Origin of the sequence: Nocardioides sp. (assembly GCF_035576065.1) — a bacterium.
Classification (GTDB): Bacteria; Actinomycetota; Actinomycetes; order Propionibacteriales; family Nocardioidaceae; genus Nocardioides.
Map to the genome: position 1 here is coordinate 1 of NZ_DATLWX010000015.1, position 15208 is coordinate 15208.

General features: G+C 68.5%; 17 protein-coding genes and 1 tRNA gene. 11 read left to right on the forward strand and 7 right to left on the reverse strand.

The genetic code is table 11. The features are described 5' to 3' along the window. Positions 1-110 precede the first annotated feature (110 nt). Complete coding sequence (locus tag VNJ48_RS07650; protein WP_325600728.1) at positions 111-848, reverse strand: IS110 family transposase; 738 nt, start codon at positions 846-848, stop codon at positions 111-113. Between the two features lie 607 nt (positions 849-1455). On the opposite strand from VNJ48_RS07650, the gene VNJ48_RS07655 reads away from it, so the two are divergent. From VNJ48_RS07655 to VNJ48_RS07695, 9 genes are all read left to right on the forward strand, one after another. Then, a complete protein-coding gene (locus VNJ48_RS07655; RefSeq protein ID WP_325600730.1) occupies positions 1456-2100 on the forward strand; it encodes a GNAT family protein in 645 nt (214 codons plus the stop codon). A 398-nt stretch (positions 2101-2498) separates the two neighbouring features. Further along, positions 2499-2858, forward strand: coding sequence for a hypothetical protein (locus VNJ48_RS07660; RefSeq protein ID WP_325600732.1), 360 nt, complete (start codon positions 2499-2501; stop codon positions 2856-2858). Between the two features lie 9 nt (positions 2859-2867). Next, a complete protein-coding gene (priA, locus tag VNJ48_RS07665) occupies positions 2868-3608 on the forward strand; it encodes a bifunctional 1-(5-phosphoribosyl)-5-((5-phosphoribosylamino)methylideneamino)imidazole-4-carboxamide isomerase/phosphoribosylanthranilate isomerase PriA (RefSeq protein WP_325600734.1) in 741 nt (246 codons plus the stop codon). Beyond that, positions 3605-4363 carry an imidazole glycerol phosphate synthase subunit HisF gene (gene hisF, locus VNJ48_RS07670; protein WP_325600736.1) on the forward strand — a complete coding sequence of 253 codons (759 nt, stop codon included), beginning with the start codon at positions 3605-3607 and terminating at the stop codon, positions 4361-4363. Before priA ends, hisF begins: the two co-directional genes overlap by 4 nt. Before the next feature lie 44 nt (positions 4364-4407). Then, positions 4408-5301, forward strand: coding sequence for an ABC transporter substrate-binding protein (locus VNJ48_RS07675; RefSeq protein WP_325600738.1), 894 nt, complete (start codon positions 4408-4410; stop codon positions 5299-5301). Positions 5302-5314: 13 nt separating this feature from the next. Beyond that, a complete protein-coding gene (locus VNJ48_RS07680; protein WP_325600740.1) occupies positions 5315-6184 on the forward strand; it encodes an amino acid ABC transporter permease in 870 nt (289 codons plus the stop codon). Positions 6185-6264: 80 nt separating this feature from the next. Next, positions 6265-6981: an amino acid ABC transporter ATP-binding protein gene (locus VNJ48_RS07685; protein ID WP_325600742.1), complete on the forward strand. Its 717-nt coding sequence runs from the start codon at positions 6265-6267 to the stop codon at positions 6979-6981. Positions 6982-7119: 138 nt separating this feature from the next. Beyond that, positions 7120-8910, forward strand: coding sequence for an ABC transporter ATP-binding protein (locus VNJ48_RS07690; RefSeq protein WP_325600744.1), 1791 nt, complete (start codon positions 7120-7122; stop codon positions 8908-8910). Next, on the forward strand, positions 8907-10739 hold the full coding sequence (locus VNJ48_RS07695; protein ID WP_325600746.1) for an ABC transporter ATP-binding protein: 1833 nt from the start codon (positions 8907-8909) through the stop codon (positions 10737-10739). The genes VNJ48_RS07690 and VNJ48_RS07695 overlap by 4 nt, the downstream gene beginning before the upstream one ends. Before the next feature lie 20 nt (positions 10740-10759). Here VNJ48_RS07695 and VNJ48_RS07700 read toward each other — a convergent pair whose 3' ends face one another. Further along, on the reverse strand, positions 10760-11179 hold the full coding sequence (locus tag VNJ48_RS07700; RefSeq protein ID WP_325600748.1) for an SsgA family sporulation/cell division regulator: 420 nt from the start codon (positions 11177-11179) through the stop codon (positions 10760-10762). 208 nt (positions 11180-11387) lie between these two features. On the opposite strand from VNJ48_RS07700, the gene VNJ48_RS07705 reads away from it, so the two are divergent. Together VNJ48_RS07705 and VNJ48_RS07710 are read left to right on the forward strand one after the other, a co-directional pair. After that, positions 11388-11906 (forward strand): PGPGW domain-containing protein, encoded by a 519-nt coding sequence (locus VNJ48_RS07705; protein WP_325600750.1) that lies wholly within the window; start codon positions 11388-11390, stop codon positions 11904-11906. Positions 11907-11945: 39 nt separating this feature from the next. Beyond that, positions 11946-12017: transfer RNA gene (locus VNJ48_RS07710), tRNA-Val, on the forward strand. A 92-nt stretch (positions 12018-12109) separates the two neighbouring features. Here VNJ48_RS07710 and VNJ48_RS07715 read toward each other — a convergent pair. The 5 genes from VNJ48_RS07715 to VNJ48_RS07735 form a co-directional block, all read right to left on the reverse strand. Further along, positions 12110-12331 carry an excisionase family DNA-binding protein gene (locus VNJ48_RS07715; RefSeq protein WP_325600752.1) on the reverse strand — a complete coding sequence of 74 codons (222 nt, stop codon included), beginning with the start codon at positions 12329-12331 and terminating at the stop codon, positions 12110-12112. A gap of 133 nt (positions 12332-12464) precedes the next feature. Then, positions 12465-13766 carry a hypothetical protein gene (locus tag VNJ48_RS07720; protein WP_325600754.1) on the reverse strand — a complete coding sequence of 434 codons (1302 nt, stop codon included), beginning with the start codon at positions 13764-13766 and terminating at the stop codon, positions 12465-12467. Continuing rightward, a complete protein-coding gene (locus VNJ48_RS07725; protein WP_325600756.1) occupies positions 13766-14065 on the reverse strand; it encodes a hypothetical protein in 300 nt (99 codons plus the stop codon). Before VNJ48_RS07725 ends, VNJ48_RS07720 begins: the two co-directional genes overlap by 1 nt. A gap of 119 nt (positions 14066-14184) precedes the next feature. Continuing rightward, a complete protein-coding gene (locus VNJ48_RS07730) occupies positions 14185-14724 on the reverse strand; it encodes a hypothetical protein (RefSeq protein ID WP_325600758.1) in 540 nt (179 codons plus the stop codon). An 11-nt stretch (positions 14725-14735) separates the two neighbouring features. Beyond that, positions 14736-15155: a single-stranded DNA-binding protein gene (locus tag VNJ48_RS07735; protein ID WP_325600760.1), complete on the reverse strand. Its 420-nt coding sequence runs from the start codon at positions 15153-15155 to the stop codon at positions 14736-14738. Positions 15156-15208 lie beyond the last annotated feature (53 nt).

The window sequence follows — 15208 nt, forward strand, 5'->3', positions numbered from 1 at the left end:
CGGCGACCGCCGCTACCTCTCAGAAGAGTCCATGGCGATGCTCAACGAGACCGTGGATACTGGTGATCACGCCGCCATCGAGAGCGGCGAGTAGGGCACCGAGGACCACCTCAAAGCCCACCACCCTGCGGGGCTCTGTCCGGGCCGATGCCGTTGAGGTCCATCAGGCTGGTCCCGGTGGCCGCGACCAGCTCTTTGAGTTCCTTGTCGGCCGCCTTCTTCCGGGCGTAGATCCGCTCGAGGTCGGCGATGAGCTCCGCGGCGACCCGGCGGCGCGCCTTGCCTGCGGCGTCGCGCGGTCGGACCTTGGCGAGCAGCGCCTTGGCCTGTGCTGCGGAGAGGTCCTTCTTTGCCCCGCCCGGGATCAGCTCGAGCAAGAGCTGGTGCAACTGGCTGATCATCCGGGTGTGGTCCTCGCCCAGTGACCGACGACGGTCGCCCAGGACCCTGAGCACGGCCAGTTGCTGGTCGTCGACCACCGGTCGAAGTCCGGCCATGCGGGTCCCGACCAACGCAACCGAGTGCGCGTCGGTGGCGTCGGTCTTGCGGCCCTGACCGGTCGAGAACACCCTGGCTCGTGCCGACAGCTTCGGCGGGACGTCGACAACCTCCTGGCCATCGGCTAGCAGCCGCAATGCAACGTGGCGCCCAATGCCGCGGCAGCCCTCGATCGCCCAGACCCGGTCTGGCCACCGCCGCACGACTTCGAGCATCGACCGGTAGCCAGCGATGTCGGTGCCGAACCGGCCGCCACCGACCACGGTCTCGTCTGCCGTCATGACTTCGATCGTCACCGACCTCTTGTGCGGATCCATCCCGATCACGACCCGCTGTGCGTCCTGCTCCATTGCGTTCCTCCCGACACTCGATCCGATGTGGTTGTCGAGCCGGGAGGGCACCGCTACTTCGAGCTAGGCAAACCCCTCTCGAGCCTCTCCCGCTCATAGGTCGGCACCCGGGTCACGCAGGCCAAATGAGAGCCACACGACGAGTCGAGGGCAGCCGATGTGAGAGCGACGACCCGGGTACCTGGACCGAGCCTCGCCAGGCACCGGTCGTGGGTCAATAGAACAAGTAGCCGATGTGCGTGCCGTGGTGGCGGCGGACGGTGCCATGCGGAGCCATCAGGACATGAGCGCTGTTGCCGACCTTGTGATGGCCGTTCGCCCCGCGTGACTGTCGTTGCGACTGCTTCAACGTTCTTGCCGATCACTCTTGTCGCGTGTGCTACGTGGCTGGCCCTAGAGGGTGACCAAGGTGATGTGGGTTCCTCCTTCGGCATCTGGATTGTGTTCACGTTGGGCTTAACCGGGCTCGTGGTCGACAGCTGAGCCCTGGCTCCGGCCTAACGTGATTGCGCTGGTTGGCCGCACCTGACAGAGTCTGCCGGATGCCGACCGAGGTGGCCGACGGGGTGTGGGGCTCGAACCTGGAGCTCGCCGCAATGAGCGTGCCGTGAGGAACTACCCATTGCTCGACGTGCGGGTGGAGACGCCTCGGCTGGAGCTCCGTGGCGCCACGGACGAGCTCCTCGACGAGCTCGCCGATCTCGTCCGAGCCGGGAAGACCGAGGCCGAGCCTGCGCCGTACGACGACCCGATGTCCTTCTACGAGACGGACCCTGACCTCCGCGTCGCCAGATGGCTGCGCGCCATCTGGCGTCGTCGTGGCAGCGCGGAGCCCGATGCCTGGCGGCTCTACTTCGTGGTCATGGTGGACGGTCGGGCCGTCGGCGAGCAGTCGTTGGACGGCGTCGACTTCGCCGCCCTCGGCACGGTCACGACCTTCTCCTGGCTGTCGTCGGACCTCCGCGGGCAGGGGCTCGGCGGGGAGATGCGCGAAGCCGTTCTCCACCTCGCCTTCGACGGGCTGGGTGCTCGCGAGGCCGGGAGCGACGCCTTCGTGGACAACCCCGGCTCCAACGCAGTCTCGCGGCGCCTCGGCTACGAGCCGAACGGGACGGACTGGTCGACTCGGCGCGGCGAGCCCGCCCTGTCTCAGCGGTGGAGGCTGACCCGGGAAGCCTGGGAACCGCGACGGAGGGACGACATCCGAATCGCGAACCTCGACGCCTGCCATACCCTCCTGCCCCTGTGCTGAGGTTCTCGGGACAGACGGTGCGCGCACGAGCGTCTGAGCGTGACGTGCAAGGCGGCGGTGGTCACCTTGACAGCCAGCGTGTCGGACGTCAGGCGGGACGTCCGACGAAGCGCCTCTCGAGACAACCTGATCGTCGGACGTCCGGTCGGTCCGGCGGGCGGGCGGGCGGCTCCGCCGATCAGCGGTAGCGCCGTGGCGGGGTCCAGTGGCTCCCGAACTCGAGGTTGAACGACTCCGGTTCGAAGGGGCTGTCCCCGCCCGCGGGGAGGCTCGACAGGTCGCCGAAGACGACTCTGTCGGGGAGGTCGTGGCAACGACCAGCTCGTCTGGGGCAACCCGCACGCGAGAGCGTGGCTCCCCTGTTACCGCGCTGCCGGTCCCTGCGCCAGACTGACGGCATGGATCGCGAACACCTCCTCGCCGCGTTGGAGGATGCTGGCGAAGCGGCGGCGCTCTGTCGCCACGCACTTCTCGAAGGTGCTGCACTGGACCTGCACCCCGGCAGCGTCCCCACGGCGGCACTCCGCGACATCTATCGAAGTCGGGCCGAGCACCTGCGCGACCACGAGATCGCCGCCGTTGGTGCCGACGACGCAGCCGACAGGTTGGATCGGACCAGCCACGCCAGCCTCAGGATCGGGGCGGTCGACGGTGGGCCCGGCGGCCACTTCTTCCAGCTGTTCCTCGATCCGGCCGGAGAAGAGCTCGTGGCTTGCCTGGCGGTCCCTGTCAGGGAAGACGACACACACGACTCCTAGGATCGTGTCATGAGCGACTACCTCGAACTCCTCCCTGCCGTGGACATCAAGGGCGGCCAGGCCGTCCAGCTGGTCCAGGGCGTCGACGGTTCGGAGAAGCGTTTCGGCGACCCGGTCGAGGCGGCCCTGCGCTGGCAGGAGGCGGGAGCGGAGTGGATCCACCTCGTCGACCTCGACGCTGCGTTCGGCCACGGGCACAACCGCGAGCTCCAGGCGAAGATCGTCGGGGCGCTCGACATCCAGGTCGAGATGAGTGGGGGCATACGCGACGACGAGTCGCTGCAGGCCGCGATGGCGACGGGATGTCGCCGGGTCAACATCGGCACCGCCGCCCTCGAGCAGCCGGAGTGGTGCGCCCGGGCGATCGCCGAGTACGGCGACCGGGTGGCCGTCGGCCTCGACGTCCGTGGCCGCACGCTGGCCGCGCGCGGGTGGACCCGGGAGGGCGGCGACCTCTACGACGTGCTGGCCCGCCTCGACTCCGAGGGCTGCGCGCGCTACGTCGTGACCGACGTCAACAAGGACGGCATGCTCCAGGGCCCCAACCTCGAGCTGCTCAGGGACGTCTGCGCGATGACCGAGCGGCCCGTCGTCGCGAGCGGGGGAGTCACCACGCTCGACGACATCCGTGCGTTGATGGAGCTGGTGCCGGTCGGTGTGGAGGGCGCGATCGCCGGGACGGCACTCTACGAAGGTCGTTTCACCCTCGAGGACGCCTTGGCGCTGACGTTGCCGAAGGGCCTCGCATGACCCTCGCCATCCGCGTCATTCCCTGCCTCGACGTCGATGACGGTCGAGTGGTCAAGGGCATCAACTTCGTCGATGTCCGCGACGCCGGGGACCCGGTCGAGCTGGCGCGGGCCTACGACGCCGAGGGTGCCGACGAGCTGACCTTCCTCGACATCTCCGCCTCCCACGAGGGCCGCGCGACCACCATGGAGGTCGTGTCACGCTGCGCCGAGGAGGTCTTCATCCCACTGACCGTGGGCGGGGGAGTGAGCAGCGTGGCCGACGTCGACCGGCTGCTCCGCGCGGGGGCGGACAAGGTCGCGATGAACACCGCGGCGATCCACCGGCCCGAGCTGATCGCGGAGGTCGCGGACCGCTTCGGCAACCAGGTGCTGGTGCTGTCGGTCGATGCACGACGCGCCCCCACGGACTCCGGGTTCGAGGTCACCACCCACGGTGGCCGCAAGAGCGCCGGGCTGGACGCGATCGAGTGGGCGGCGCGCGCCGCGGAGCTCGGCGCCGGTGAGATCCTGCTCAACGCGATGGACGCCGACGGCACCCAGGACGGGTTCGACCTCGAGCTGATCCGCGCCGTACGCCGCGAGGTGTCCATTCCCGTCATCGCCAGTGGGGGAGCGGGTCGGGTCGAGCACTTCGCGCCGGCCGTCGATGCCGGTGCCGACGCGGTGCTGGCAGCGACGGTCTTCCACTTCGGGACGTTGCGCATCAGTGACGTCAAGGCGGGTCTCGCCGGGGCTGGTCACACCGTCCGTTGAGATGCTGCGTGTTTCCGGGACGGGTGGAGCCTACGATTCGGTCCATGCGCACCATCGCCAGCACCCTCGCCGCCACTGCCCCCCTCGCCCTGCTCCTGGCGCTGACATCGTGTGGTGCGCCGCGCGACGAGGCCGACGATGCGGCGAGTGACCCGTCCTCTGACAGCTCGGAGAGCGCCGCGGCCGAGGACTGCACGAAGGACAACCTCGAGACCCTCGCAGCCGACACCCTGACGGTCGGCACCGACTCCCCGGCGTACGAGCCGTGGTTCATCGACGACGACCCCACCAACGGCCAGGGCTACGAGTCCGCGGTGGCCTACGCCATCGCCGAGCAGCTCGGATACGCCGAGGACGAGGTCGAGTGGGTGACGGTGCCGTTCAACGCGGTCGTGAGCCCCGGGGAGAAGAAGTTCGACTTCGACGTCAACCAGGTCTCGATCACCGAGCAGCGCAAGAAGGCCGTCGACTTCTCGAGCGGCTACTACGACGTGCGGCAGACGGTCATCACCAACGAGGGCAGCCCCATCGAGGGAGCCACCTCGCTGGCCGAGCTGGCCGACGCCAAGCTCGGCGGGCAGGTGGGCACGACCAGCTACAACGCGATCAGCGAGGTCATCGGTTCCACCGAGCAGGCGGCCGCCTTCGACACCAACGACCAGGCCGTGCAGGCGCTGAACAACGGCCAGATCGACGGCATCGTCGTCGACCTCCCGACCGCCTACTTCATGACCGCCGTCCAGCTGGACAAGGGCACCATCGTCGGCCAGCTTCCGCTGCCCGACGGCGAGGTCGAGCAGTTCGGCGCGGTGCTCGACAAGGACAGCCCACTGACCGACTGCGTCACCCAGGCGGTGGACGCACTCCGGGAGGACGGCACGCTCGACGAGATCGCTTCTGAGTGGCTGGAGCAGCAGGGCGCTCCCGAGCTCTCCTGATGGCCCAGCGTTGATGACCAGGTCGGTGGCTGTCGACGACTGGCAGCCGTCCACGATCCAGCTCGAACGTGAGAGCTGGCGGCGTCGCCAGGCCGCGCGGAGCACGGCGATCGCGGCGGCCAGCACGCTCCTGGTCTTCGGCGTGGTCGGCACGCTGGTGATCACCTCGCCCGGGTGGGAGCGGGTCCACGAGACCTACTTCAACTGGGACAAGGCGGTCGACTCCTTCCCCGCAGTGGCAGCCGGCCTCTGGATGAACGTCAAGATCATGGCGATCTCGGCGGTCGCGATCGTGATCGTCAGCCTGACCGTCGCGGTGATGCGCACGACCCGGGGTCCGCTCGCGTTCCCGCTGCGCCTCCTCGGCACGGTGTACGTCGATGTGTTCCGTGGCCTGCCCCTGCTGCTCGTCATCTTTCTGCTCGGCTTCGGCGGGCCGGCGCTCGACCTCACCGGGATGCCGCGCAGCGCGCTCTTCTGGGGCTGCGCGTCCTTGGTCTTGTCGTACTCGGCCTACGTCGCCGAGGTCTTTCGCGCCGGCATCGAGTCGGTCCACCAGTCGCAGCGGCTGGCGGGGCGGGCGCTGGGGCTGACCTATGCGCAGACCTTGCGCCACGTCGTCCTGCCGCAGGCGTGGCGACGGGTGCTGCCCGCGCTGATGAACGACCTCGCGTCCCTGCAGAAGGACTCCGGGCTGATCGCTGTGCTCGGCACCGTCATCGACGCCATCCGGGCCGCGCAGATCGAGACGGCCCGTGACTTCAACTACACGCCGTACGTTGTTGCGGGCTTCCTGTTCATCTGTCTGACCGTGCCGATGGCGCGGCTGACGGACTGGTTCGCGCGCAAGCAGGGCTTCCACGGGGCGGGGGGGATGTTGTGAGTGACGGAGACGAGCGAGGAACGAGCGAGCGACCGAGCTCATCAAAGGATGCTGTGAGCCTGAGCGACACCGTGCTCGAGATGAGCGGAGTCCGGAAGGCGTTCGGCTCCAACGTGGTGCTGAGCGGCGTCGACCTGAGGGTGGGCCGCGGCGAGTGCGTCGTGCTCATCGGGGCCTCGGGCTCGGGCAAGTCCACTCTTCTGCGCTGCGCCAACCTGCTCGAGACCGTGGATGACGGGGTCATCACCTTCGAGGGCGAGGACATCACCGACCCCCGGGTCGACGGCGATCGGGTGCGTTCGCGGATGGGCCTGGTGTTCCAGGCCTACAACTTGTTCCCGCACCTGAGCGTGCTCGGCAACGTGACGCTCGCTCTGCGCAAGGTGCACGGCATCGCCACCGCGGAGGCCGAGTCGCGCGGCCTCGCGATGCTCGACCGGGTGGGCCTGGCTGAGAAGGCCAGGGCGCGGCCCGACGACCTCTCGGGCGGCCAGCAGCAACGGGTTGCGATCGCCCGGGCCCTGGTGGCGAACCCGCAGCTGATGCTGTTGGACGAGGTGACCTCGGCGCTCGACCCGGAGCTCGTCGGTGAGGTGCTCGACCTGCTGTCCGACCTCAAGGCGGAGGGAGTGACCATGGTGCTCAACACCCACGAGATGGGGTTCGCCCGTGACGTCGCCGACACCGTCTGCTTCCTGCACGACGGTGTGGTCCACGAGACGGGGACGCCCGCTCAGGTCATCGGCGCACCCCAGCAGGAGCGCACGCGCGCCTTCCTGTCCCGCATCCGCGCCTGAAGCACGGGATCGGGCGCGCATCGAATTGGGCCGCTGTCGGTGGCCCGGCATAACCTGCGAAGGCGGGGTGTTGGGCACCTCGGAGGCGGGTTCCCAGAGGCGAGCCCCACGACGCGACGAGGAGCGAGGCAACCACGGGTGAGTGACGACCAGGCGGTGCTCCAGGGCTCGACCACCCGCGAAGGCTTCGCCGTGCTGGGTCACGCCATCCGACGCGAACCAGGCATCTTCGTCCTGTCCACGATCGGTTCGGTGTTGTTCGCGGTCCTCACCGTCGCCGACGCGTGGGTGCTGGGCTGGGCCACCGACAACGTGGTCATCCCTGCCTTCAGGGACGGCGAGATCGGCGCCGGCCTGCTCTGGGCCGTGCTGGGCCTCTTCGTCGGCGTCGCCATCCTGCGTGCCGTCGGGATCGTCGCCCGCCGTCTGGGCGCCGGGATCATGCAATACCGCATGCAGGCGCACACCCGACGGGCCGTGACGCGGCAATACCTGACCCTGCCGATGGAGTGGCACCAACGCCACCCGACCGGGCAGCTGCTCTCCAACGCCTACTCCGACGTCGAGGCTGCCTGGGCGCCCATCGCGCCGCTCCCCATGGCGCTGGGGACGGTCGTGATGATGGTGATCGCGGTGGTCCAGATGCTGCTGGCAGACCTCGTCCTGGCCATCGTCGGCCTCCTGGTCTTTCCCGCCGTCGTGGTCGCCAACCTGGCCTACCAGCGCCTCGCCTCACCGCTCATGACCCACGCCCAGGGACTCCGGGCCGAAGTCAGCGAGATCGCCCACGAGTCGTTCGACGGGGCGATGGTGGTCAAGACCCTGGGCCGGGAGACGGAGGAGACCGACCGGTTCCGGGTGAAGGCCCACGAGCTGCGCGACGTCAACATCCGGGCGGGCGCCATCCGTGCCGCCTTCGACCCCACGCTGGCCTCGCTGCCCAATGTCGGGGTCCTGGTCGTGCTCGCGGTCGGTGTCAGCCGGGTCATGAGCGGCGCCACCGATGCCGGCGACGTGGTGACCGTGGCTTACCTCCTCACCATCGTCTCCTTCCCGATCCGCGCCATCGGGTGGCTGCTCGGCGAGTTCCCTCGCAGCGTGGTCGGCTTCCGTCGGACGGAGGCCGTGCTGGCGGCGACCGGTTCCATGACGTACGGCGACGAGCGCATGAGCGACGCCTCGCGAGGTGCTCGCCTGGAGGTCGACGACCTCCACTACGCCTACGACCCGGACAACCCGCTGCTCCAGGGCGTGAGCTTCGACGTCGAGCCCGGCCGCACGGTCGCCGTCGTGGGCCAGACCGCATCCGGCAAGAGCACCCTGACCGGTCTGATGACGCGGTTGGTCGACCCGGACGCCGGCCGGATCCGGATCGACGGCAACGACCTCCGCGATCTGGCCAAGGGTGCACTAGCCGGATCGGTCGCCCTCGTGCCGCAGACGGCGTTCCTCTTCGACGACACCGTCCGGGGCAACGTGACCCTGGGTGACGACATCGGTGACGACGAGGTCTGGGCCGCCTTGCGAGCCGCACAGGCCGACGGCTTCGTCGCTGCCCTGGGCTCCGGCCTGGACACCCAGCTCGGAGAGCGTGGGACGTCTCTGTCCGGCGGACAGTGTCAGCGGTTGTCCTTGGCGCGGGCGCTGGTCCGGCACCCGCGGCTGCTGATCCTCGATGACGCGACCTCCGCGGTCGACCCCGAGGTGGAGGCTCGGATCCTGGCCACGCTGCGCCAGAGCGAGAAGGACAGCACGCTGGTCGTCGTTGCCTACCGGAAGGCGACGATCGGTCTGGCTGACGAGGTGATCCACCTCGCCGACGGCCAGATCGCTGACCGCGGCACCCACGCTGAGCTCCTGGACCGCAGCCCCGCCTACGCCCGTCTGGTCAACGCCTACGAGCAGGCAGCCCACGAGGAACGCCCATGAGCACCATCACGACTCCCGCGACCGACGCAGACGACCTGGCTGCCAGCAACACCCAGATGGACTCCGGGGAGGGCATCGGCGCCATGGAGACCCTGCGCCGCGGCGTGGCGATCTCGCCCGAGTTGCGCGAGGGCATCGGTGTCACCCTGCTGCTCGCCGTGATCGCGTCGTGCGGCCAGGTGGTGGTGCCCATCGCCGTCCAGCAGACGCTGGACCGGGGCCTCAACGGCCCCGATGGCCCGCGCGTGGCGTTCGTCGTCTGGCTCGGGCTGGCGGCAGCAGTCGCGATCGCGGTGACAAGCGTGGCGTCGTACCTCATGACCAAGCGCCTGTTCACCACCTCGGAGCGGGGCCTGGCCACGCTGCGGGTCAAGGCCTTCCGCCATGTCCACGACCTGCCGTTGCTGACGCAGAACACCGAGCGTCGCGGTGCCCTGGTGTCGAGGGTGACGAGTGACGTCGACCAGGTGAGCCAGTTCCTCGTGTTCGGGGGGCTGATCCTGGTGGTCAGCGTGGGCCAGATGCTGGTGGCCACGATCATCATGGCCATCTACAGCTGGGAGCTGGCCCTGGTCGTGTGGCTGAGCTTCGCGCCGCTGTTCCTGTCGATCCGCTACTTCCAGCGGAAGCTTTCGCAGGCCTACACGGTCGTCCGGCACCAGGTCGGCGTGCTCCTGGGTGCGATCAGCGAGCCGGTCGTCGGTGCGGCAACCGTTCGCTCGTACGCCGTCGAGGACCGCACACAGGCTCGGATCGACTCCGCCATCGACGAGTTCAAGTCCGCCAGCACACGCGCGCAGCGCTTCACGGTCGTCTCGTTCTCCCTGGGCGGCATCTCGGCCGGAGTCGCCAACGCCGGAGTGCTGATCGTCGGGGTCCTGCTCGGCTTCACCACGGACATGACCGCGGGCAAGGTCTTGGCGTTCGCGTTCCTCGTGACGTTGTTCGTCGGGCCGGTCCAGATGGGCACCCAGATCCTCACCGATGCACAGAACGCGATCGTCAGCTGGCGCCGCGTGATCGGCATCCTCGAGACGCCCGCCGACCTCACCGACCCCGGTCCCGATGCGCAGCAGCTGCCGCGCGGGCCGATCGACGTCACCTTCGACGACGTGAGCTTCGCCTACCCCGACGGACCCGACGTGTTGCGGGAGGTGTCGATGCACATCGACGCCGGGACGCGCGTCGCCATCGTGGGGGAGACGGGGTCGGGGAAGTCCACCTTCGCCAAGCTGCTCACCCGCTTGATGGACCCCCGGTCGGGCGCGGTGCTGCTGGACGGCATGGACGTGCGAACCATCGCGGCGCACTCGCTGCGCAAGAGCGTCGTGCTCGTCCCGCAGGAGGGCTTCCTGTTCGACGACTCCATCGCGGCCAACGTCCGCTACGGCAAGCTCGACGCGAGCAGGCAGGAGATCCTGGAGTCTGCCGACGAGCTGGGTCTTCGGGACTGGATCGATGGCCTCCCTCGCGGCCTCGACACCATGGTCGGCCAGCGAGGCGACTCGCTCTCCGCCGGCGAGCGGCAGCTCGTGGCCCTGCTGCGGGCCCACCTTGCCGACCCCGACCTGCTCGTCCTGGACGAGGCGACGAGCGCGGTGGACCCGCATCTGGAGATGCGGATCGGGCGCGCACTGGAGCGGTTGATGCAGTCACGCACCTCGGTGACCATCGCGCACAGGCTCTCGACGGCCGAGAATGCCGACGAGGTCGTCGTCGTCGATCGGGGGCGCGTCGTCCAGCGCGGTCCGCACGCGGAGCTGGTCAAGCAGGCCGGCAGTGTGTACGCCGGACTTCACGCCTCCTGGGAGGCACAGCACCACTCGTGAGTCCGCCTTGGGCTGGCGACTCAGCTGAGGAGCTGGCTGACCAGTGCGTCGATGTCGAGGTTCTCGACCTCTGCCCCGAGCGGCACCACGACCAGGGACCGCTCGACGAACTCGGCGATCTGGCTCTGTCGGGCCTGGAGGATGAGGCGGCCGTCCGGGGAGCTGAGGGTGATGAGGACGACTCGCTGTCCGGTCGGGCTGACGGCGGGCGCGATGCTGACATCTCCGTCTCCCGAGGTCCTCCGCAGGCCGTCGATGAGCAGCTCGCGACCGAATGTCCAGGTCAACGACTCATCAGGTGTCAGGAACGTCATCGTGATCGCGAACGGGTCCTGACGGTGGTAGGCCATCACGCTCTGGAGGTGGTGACCACGGCCGGTCTCATCCAGGCACTCCAGCCTGACGTCCAACGCAACATCTGCAACGAGGGGATGGCTCATCGGGACTCCTAGGACTCCGGCGGGGGCCGGGTGATTCCGAGAGGGGGGTTTGTGGTCTTCTCAACTGCTTCCACTCGTAATGGTGACGGCTCGTACACAGATTGGTTGTGCTTTTGAGGAAATATGGGTCGTTTAGCACTCCCCGGTAGGGTCATCGGGTGATCACCAAGCCCGACAATCGGGTCCGCGCAGGCGTAGAGGCAGTCTGATGGGCGTCCCAGGGACCGGCGCTGCGAAGCGTGTGGTGCTCGAGACGCTCGGCTGGGTGCTGCTCCTGGCCGGGGTGGCGGCGATCTTCCTTCCCGGACCGGGACTGCTGGGGATCTTCGCCGGACTCGCGCTGCTGTCCCAGCAGTACGACTGGGCCGAACGCCGCGTCGAGCCGGTCCGGCTCAAGGCGCTGCAGGGCGCGGCTGAGAGCGTCGAGACCTGGCCGCGCATCGTGCTCTCCCTGATGGGTGTCATCTCCCTCCTCGGCTTCGGGGTCCTGTGGATGCTGAGCCCGCCCGCACCCGGCTGGTGGCCCTTCGCCGAGTCGTGGTGGCTGCCCGGCGGCATCTGGACGGCCATCACGCAAATCGCGTCCGCCGTGATCGCGCTCGCCCTGATCATCTACAGCTACCGACGCTTCCACGGTCATCCCGAGGCAGTCGCAGCGCTGTCCCGCTCGGCCGACAAAGCGCACGACGAGGCCTCCGACGAGTCCCGCAGCAAGCCGGTTTCATGACGGCCGGCGTCGACCTGTAGAGTCTGCGCGGCACCACACGGGCGATTGGCGCAGTGGTAGCGCGCTTCGTTCACACCGAAGAGGTCACTGGTTCGAACCCAGTATCGCCCACCGAGACTAAAACCGCCTCTGACCTGCGAAAACGCCGGGTCGGAGGCGGTTGTCATTTCGGCTCCGTGTCCTATACGTGTCCTATCGCGAGGTCATTGGCCGGTCGTCGGGATGCGCTTCATGGCGGCTTCGAGGTCTTCGCGGCGGATCCGGATGAGCCGCTTACCGCACTTGTAGGCCGGGATCGAGCCCTGGCCGATGTGGCGGCGAATGGTGATGCAGGACATCGACATGAACTCGGCGGCCTCCTCGATGGTGAGGAACGCGGACGTGGTCCGCTGCTCGGGGATTGATGGCGTGCGCTTGGTAGTCATTGAGGCTTCCTTGTTGGCTGTGGTCACTGCTGAGGTGTGCAGCGGGCACCGGCGAAGTCGTTCGAGGGCGGCGGTGGTCGAGCGGTTGTCGGCGGATCGGTTGACCCGCACCCCCGCCGGCGTAACTGCTCGGTCAGAGCTCGCGTGCCTCGACCCTGCGACTGGACGCAAGTGGGCGGGCGACGGCTGCGTGCAGGTCCGCTCGGGAGTCGCCGGGTCCGGTGAGTTGTGTGTCTGTCGGGGGTCGCAGTTGCTCCCTGACGGTGCGTACGACGTCGAGGTCGTCGGCGTTCGTGATGGTGCGGTGTCGTTCGCGGACGGGCGCGGCGAGGGCTCCTCTCCCAGTGTCGAGGCGCGGCAGGGTCACGCGCTGGGTGAAGACGCGGCGTTCGAGGCCTTCCTCGACGATGTCGGCGATGCGTTGGTCGATCTTGTCGTAGAGGGTCTGGAACGCGGCCAGGGTTCGGGGCTCGATGATCCTGTCGGCTGGGACGTTCTTGAGCCGGCTGACGATCTTGGCGGCTTCGACAGCGGCGAGGTCTCCGGTGCCGAGCAGTGAGCCGATGTCGCGTAGTTGTTGGCGGATGAGCTCGTAGTTGTCGGCGCGTTGCTCCCAACGTGCGGCAAGGGTTTCGTCGACCCGGGCGGCCTGGGGGGTCAGTTGGCGGGAGATGTGGCGTTGGGAGTCGGCAACCAGGCGTAGGTTCGCGACGTGGGGGAACGCTTGGAGTCGGATCAGCAGGTTGTGCTCGGCCTGGAGGACGCCGAGGATCCCGGGACGGGTCGGCCCGCGGAGCAGTTTGACCCTTGGGCGCCACCCTTCGGCGTCGATGCTGTAGTCAGGTGTCTTGAGGTTGGCGTCGATCGCGGCCGCGAGCGCGGACCAGCCGAGTTGGGCGGGGTTGGGCAGGGTGGTCCAGCCCGGCAGTTTGCGGTAGCGCTTGTCCAGGACCACGAGGGCCTGGGTGGTGGCGGCGACGTCGGCGACCAGTGCTTGGGCTTGGGCTGCGGTGATCTGGCCCGTGACGGTTGGGTTGGTGTCGTGCTCGGCGAGGACGGCGGCGCGTGCGGCTTGGCGCCAATGCTCGACCACCGGGTTCTCCTGCGGTGCGGTGATCAGGGGGAGCGGCGCCGGGCCGACGGTCGAGGAGGCCGTGGCATGTTCAAGGGCGCGGGCGAGTTCGCGGGCCGCGCCGTTCTGCTCGGTGGTCCGGAAGGGATCATGCACCCGAGGCCGCACGTTGGAGAAGACCATCGGTGTCGCAACCTGCATGGCCTGGGTGCACCACACGAGCACGCTGTGGCGGTACTGCTGGATGACCTCACCGGCGTGTGTGCGTTGCCCGAGGGCCTCTCCGAGGCGGTGCTGGATGCGATGCTGCTCGAGCAGCCCGGCGAGCTCGGTGCGCATGGCGGCTCCGGTCTCGCCGTACATCAGATGACGTCCAACTCGGTCGCGTCATCGAGCATGGCGAGGAGTAGTTCGACGTGCAGGTCGTCGACGCCGTGAGACTTCAACCGCTCCAACGCGGTGGAGGCGATGGCGAGGAGCCGGTCGTGCTCCTCGGGCAGGCCGTAGGTGTCGATCGCGGGCGCCTCGTCGCCGTGGATGACATCGAGGGTGATCAAGACCTGCTCGTACGCCGATGACGCGTCGCTGCTGATGGCGCGGTCGGCCAGCACGGCGAGTGCGGAGCGTGCGTCGCACAGGGTGCGGGCGTGGGAGAGAAGCATTGCCTGGCTCCTTTCAGTGGAGTGGTTCGATCGTCGTCCTGCCTTGCCGGGCTTGAAGGTGGTCAGGGTGGAACCTGTGGAGAGGCAGTCGCCTGTGGGGGTGTTGGGCCGCTTCGTGGTCAGGCGCTGAGGGTCTGGGCGACCTGGGCTTCGATCCGGCGTCGGCGCAGGACGTCTTGGCGGACGAACTCCTCGAACTCCAGGTCGCGGTCGATGATCACCACCTCACCCCGGGTGGGCTCGTCGGGTTCGCCGGGCCAGGGGGTCTGCCTGGTGGGTCGGTCGCGGTCGAGGCGCGTGCCACTCGTGGAGACCCACTCGCGGAGCCGGTGCTTAGATTCGCCGAAGTCGCGCATCCAACCGATCGGCGCCGAGGGTGAGGCGGTCTCGTGGTAGCAGGCGAGCCAGTCGGTGTGCAGGGCGGAGAGTTCCCAGACGAGTTCGTCGTGGGCGTGCCAGTACGGCGGCAGGATGGCCGGCGCGAGTCCGTAGGCGGCCTTGAGCCACTTGAGGTAGTGGTCGAGGTCGTGCCAGGCGAAGTCGGCCTCGTCGGCGGTGAGGATGTTCCAGTTGATCGGCGTCGGCGGTTCGCCGAACAAACGGGCCACGTTCGGGTAGTTGCCACCCTCGACGCTCGGCTCGGAGTCGTAGTACTCCATGAAGGGCTCCGTCAGAATCCGACTGCCGGGGGATGGGGCGCCGGTACGGCGGCGGGCTGCGGGGGAGCGACGCGGCGGGTGCGTTCGACGGTGTAGTTGGTGCGGTTGGCGTTGTGGCCGATCTTGCGGGCCACGAACTCTTCCTTGATCACGCTGCCGCCGGGCTTGTCGACCTCATACTCGTGGACGTACCCGCTGGCCACGAAGCAGTCACCGGGCCGGAACCGGGCGTACGTCTCGCGTGCTGTGCGCTCGAACGCGACCATGTCGTGGTAGCTCGGGTCGAGTTTGGTGGGCTCGCCGTCTGCTTCGTGGCGCCACTGCTCGACCCCGACCCGGACGCGGGTATGTTCCTTGCCAGCGGAGGTGAAGTGCAGTTCCGGTGGGGACACGATGAAGCCGACCAGACTCATCTGGGTGGGAATTGACATGCTGACTCCTGAGGATTGCCTCCCAGACGACGCCGGGCTCAGGAGTCAGGTGC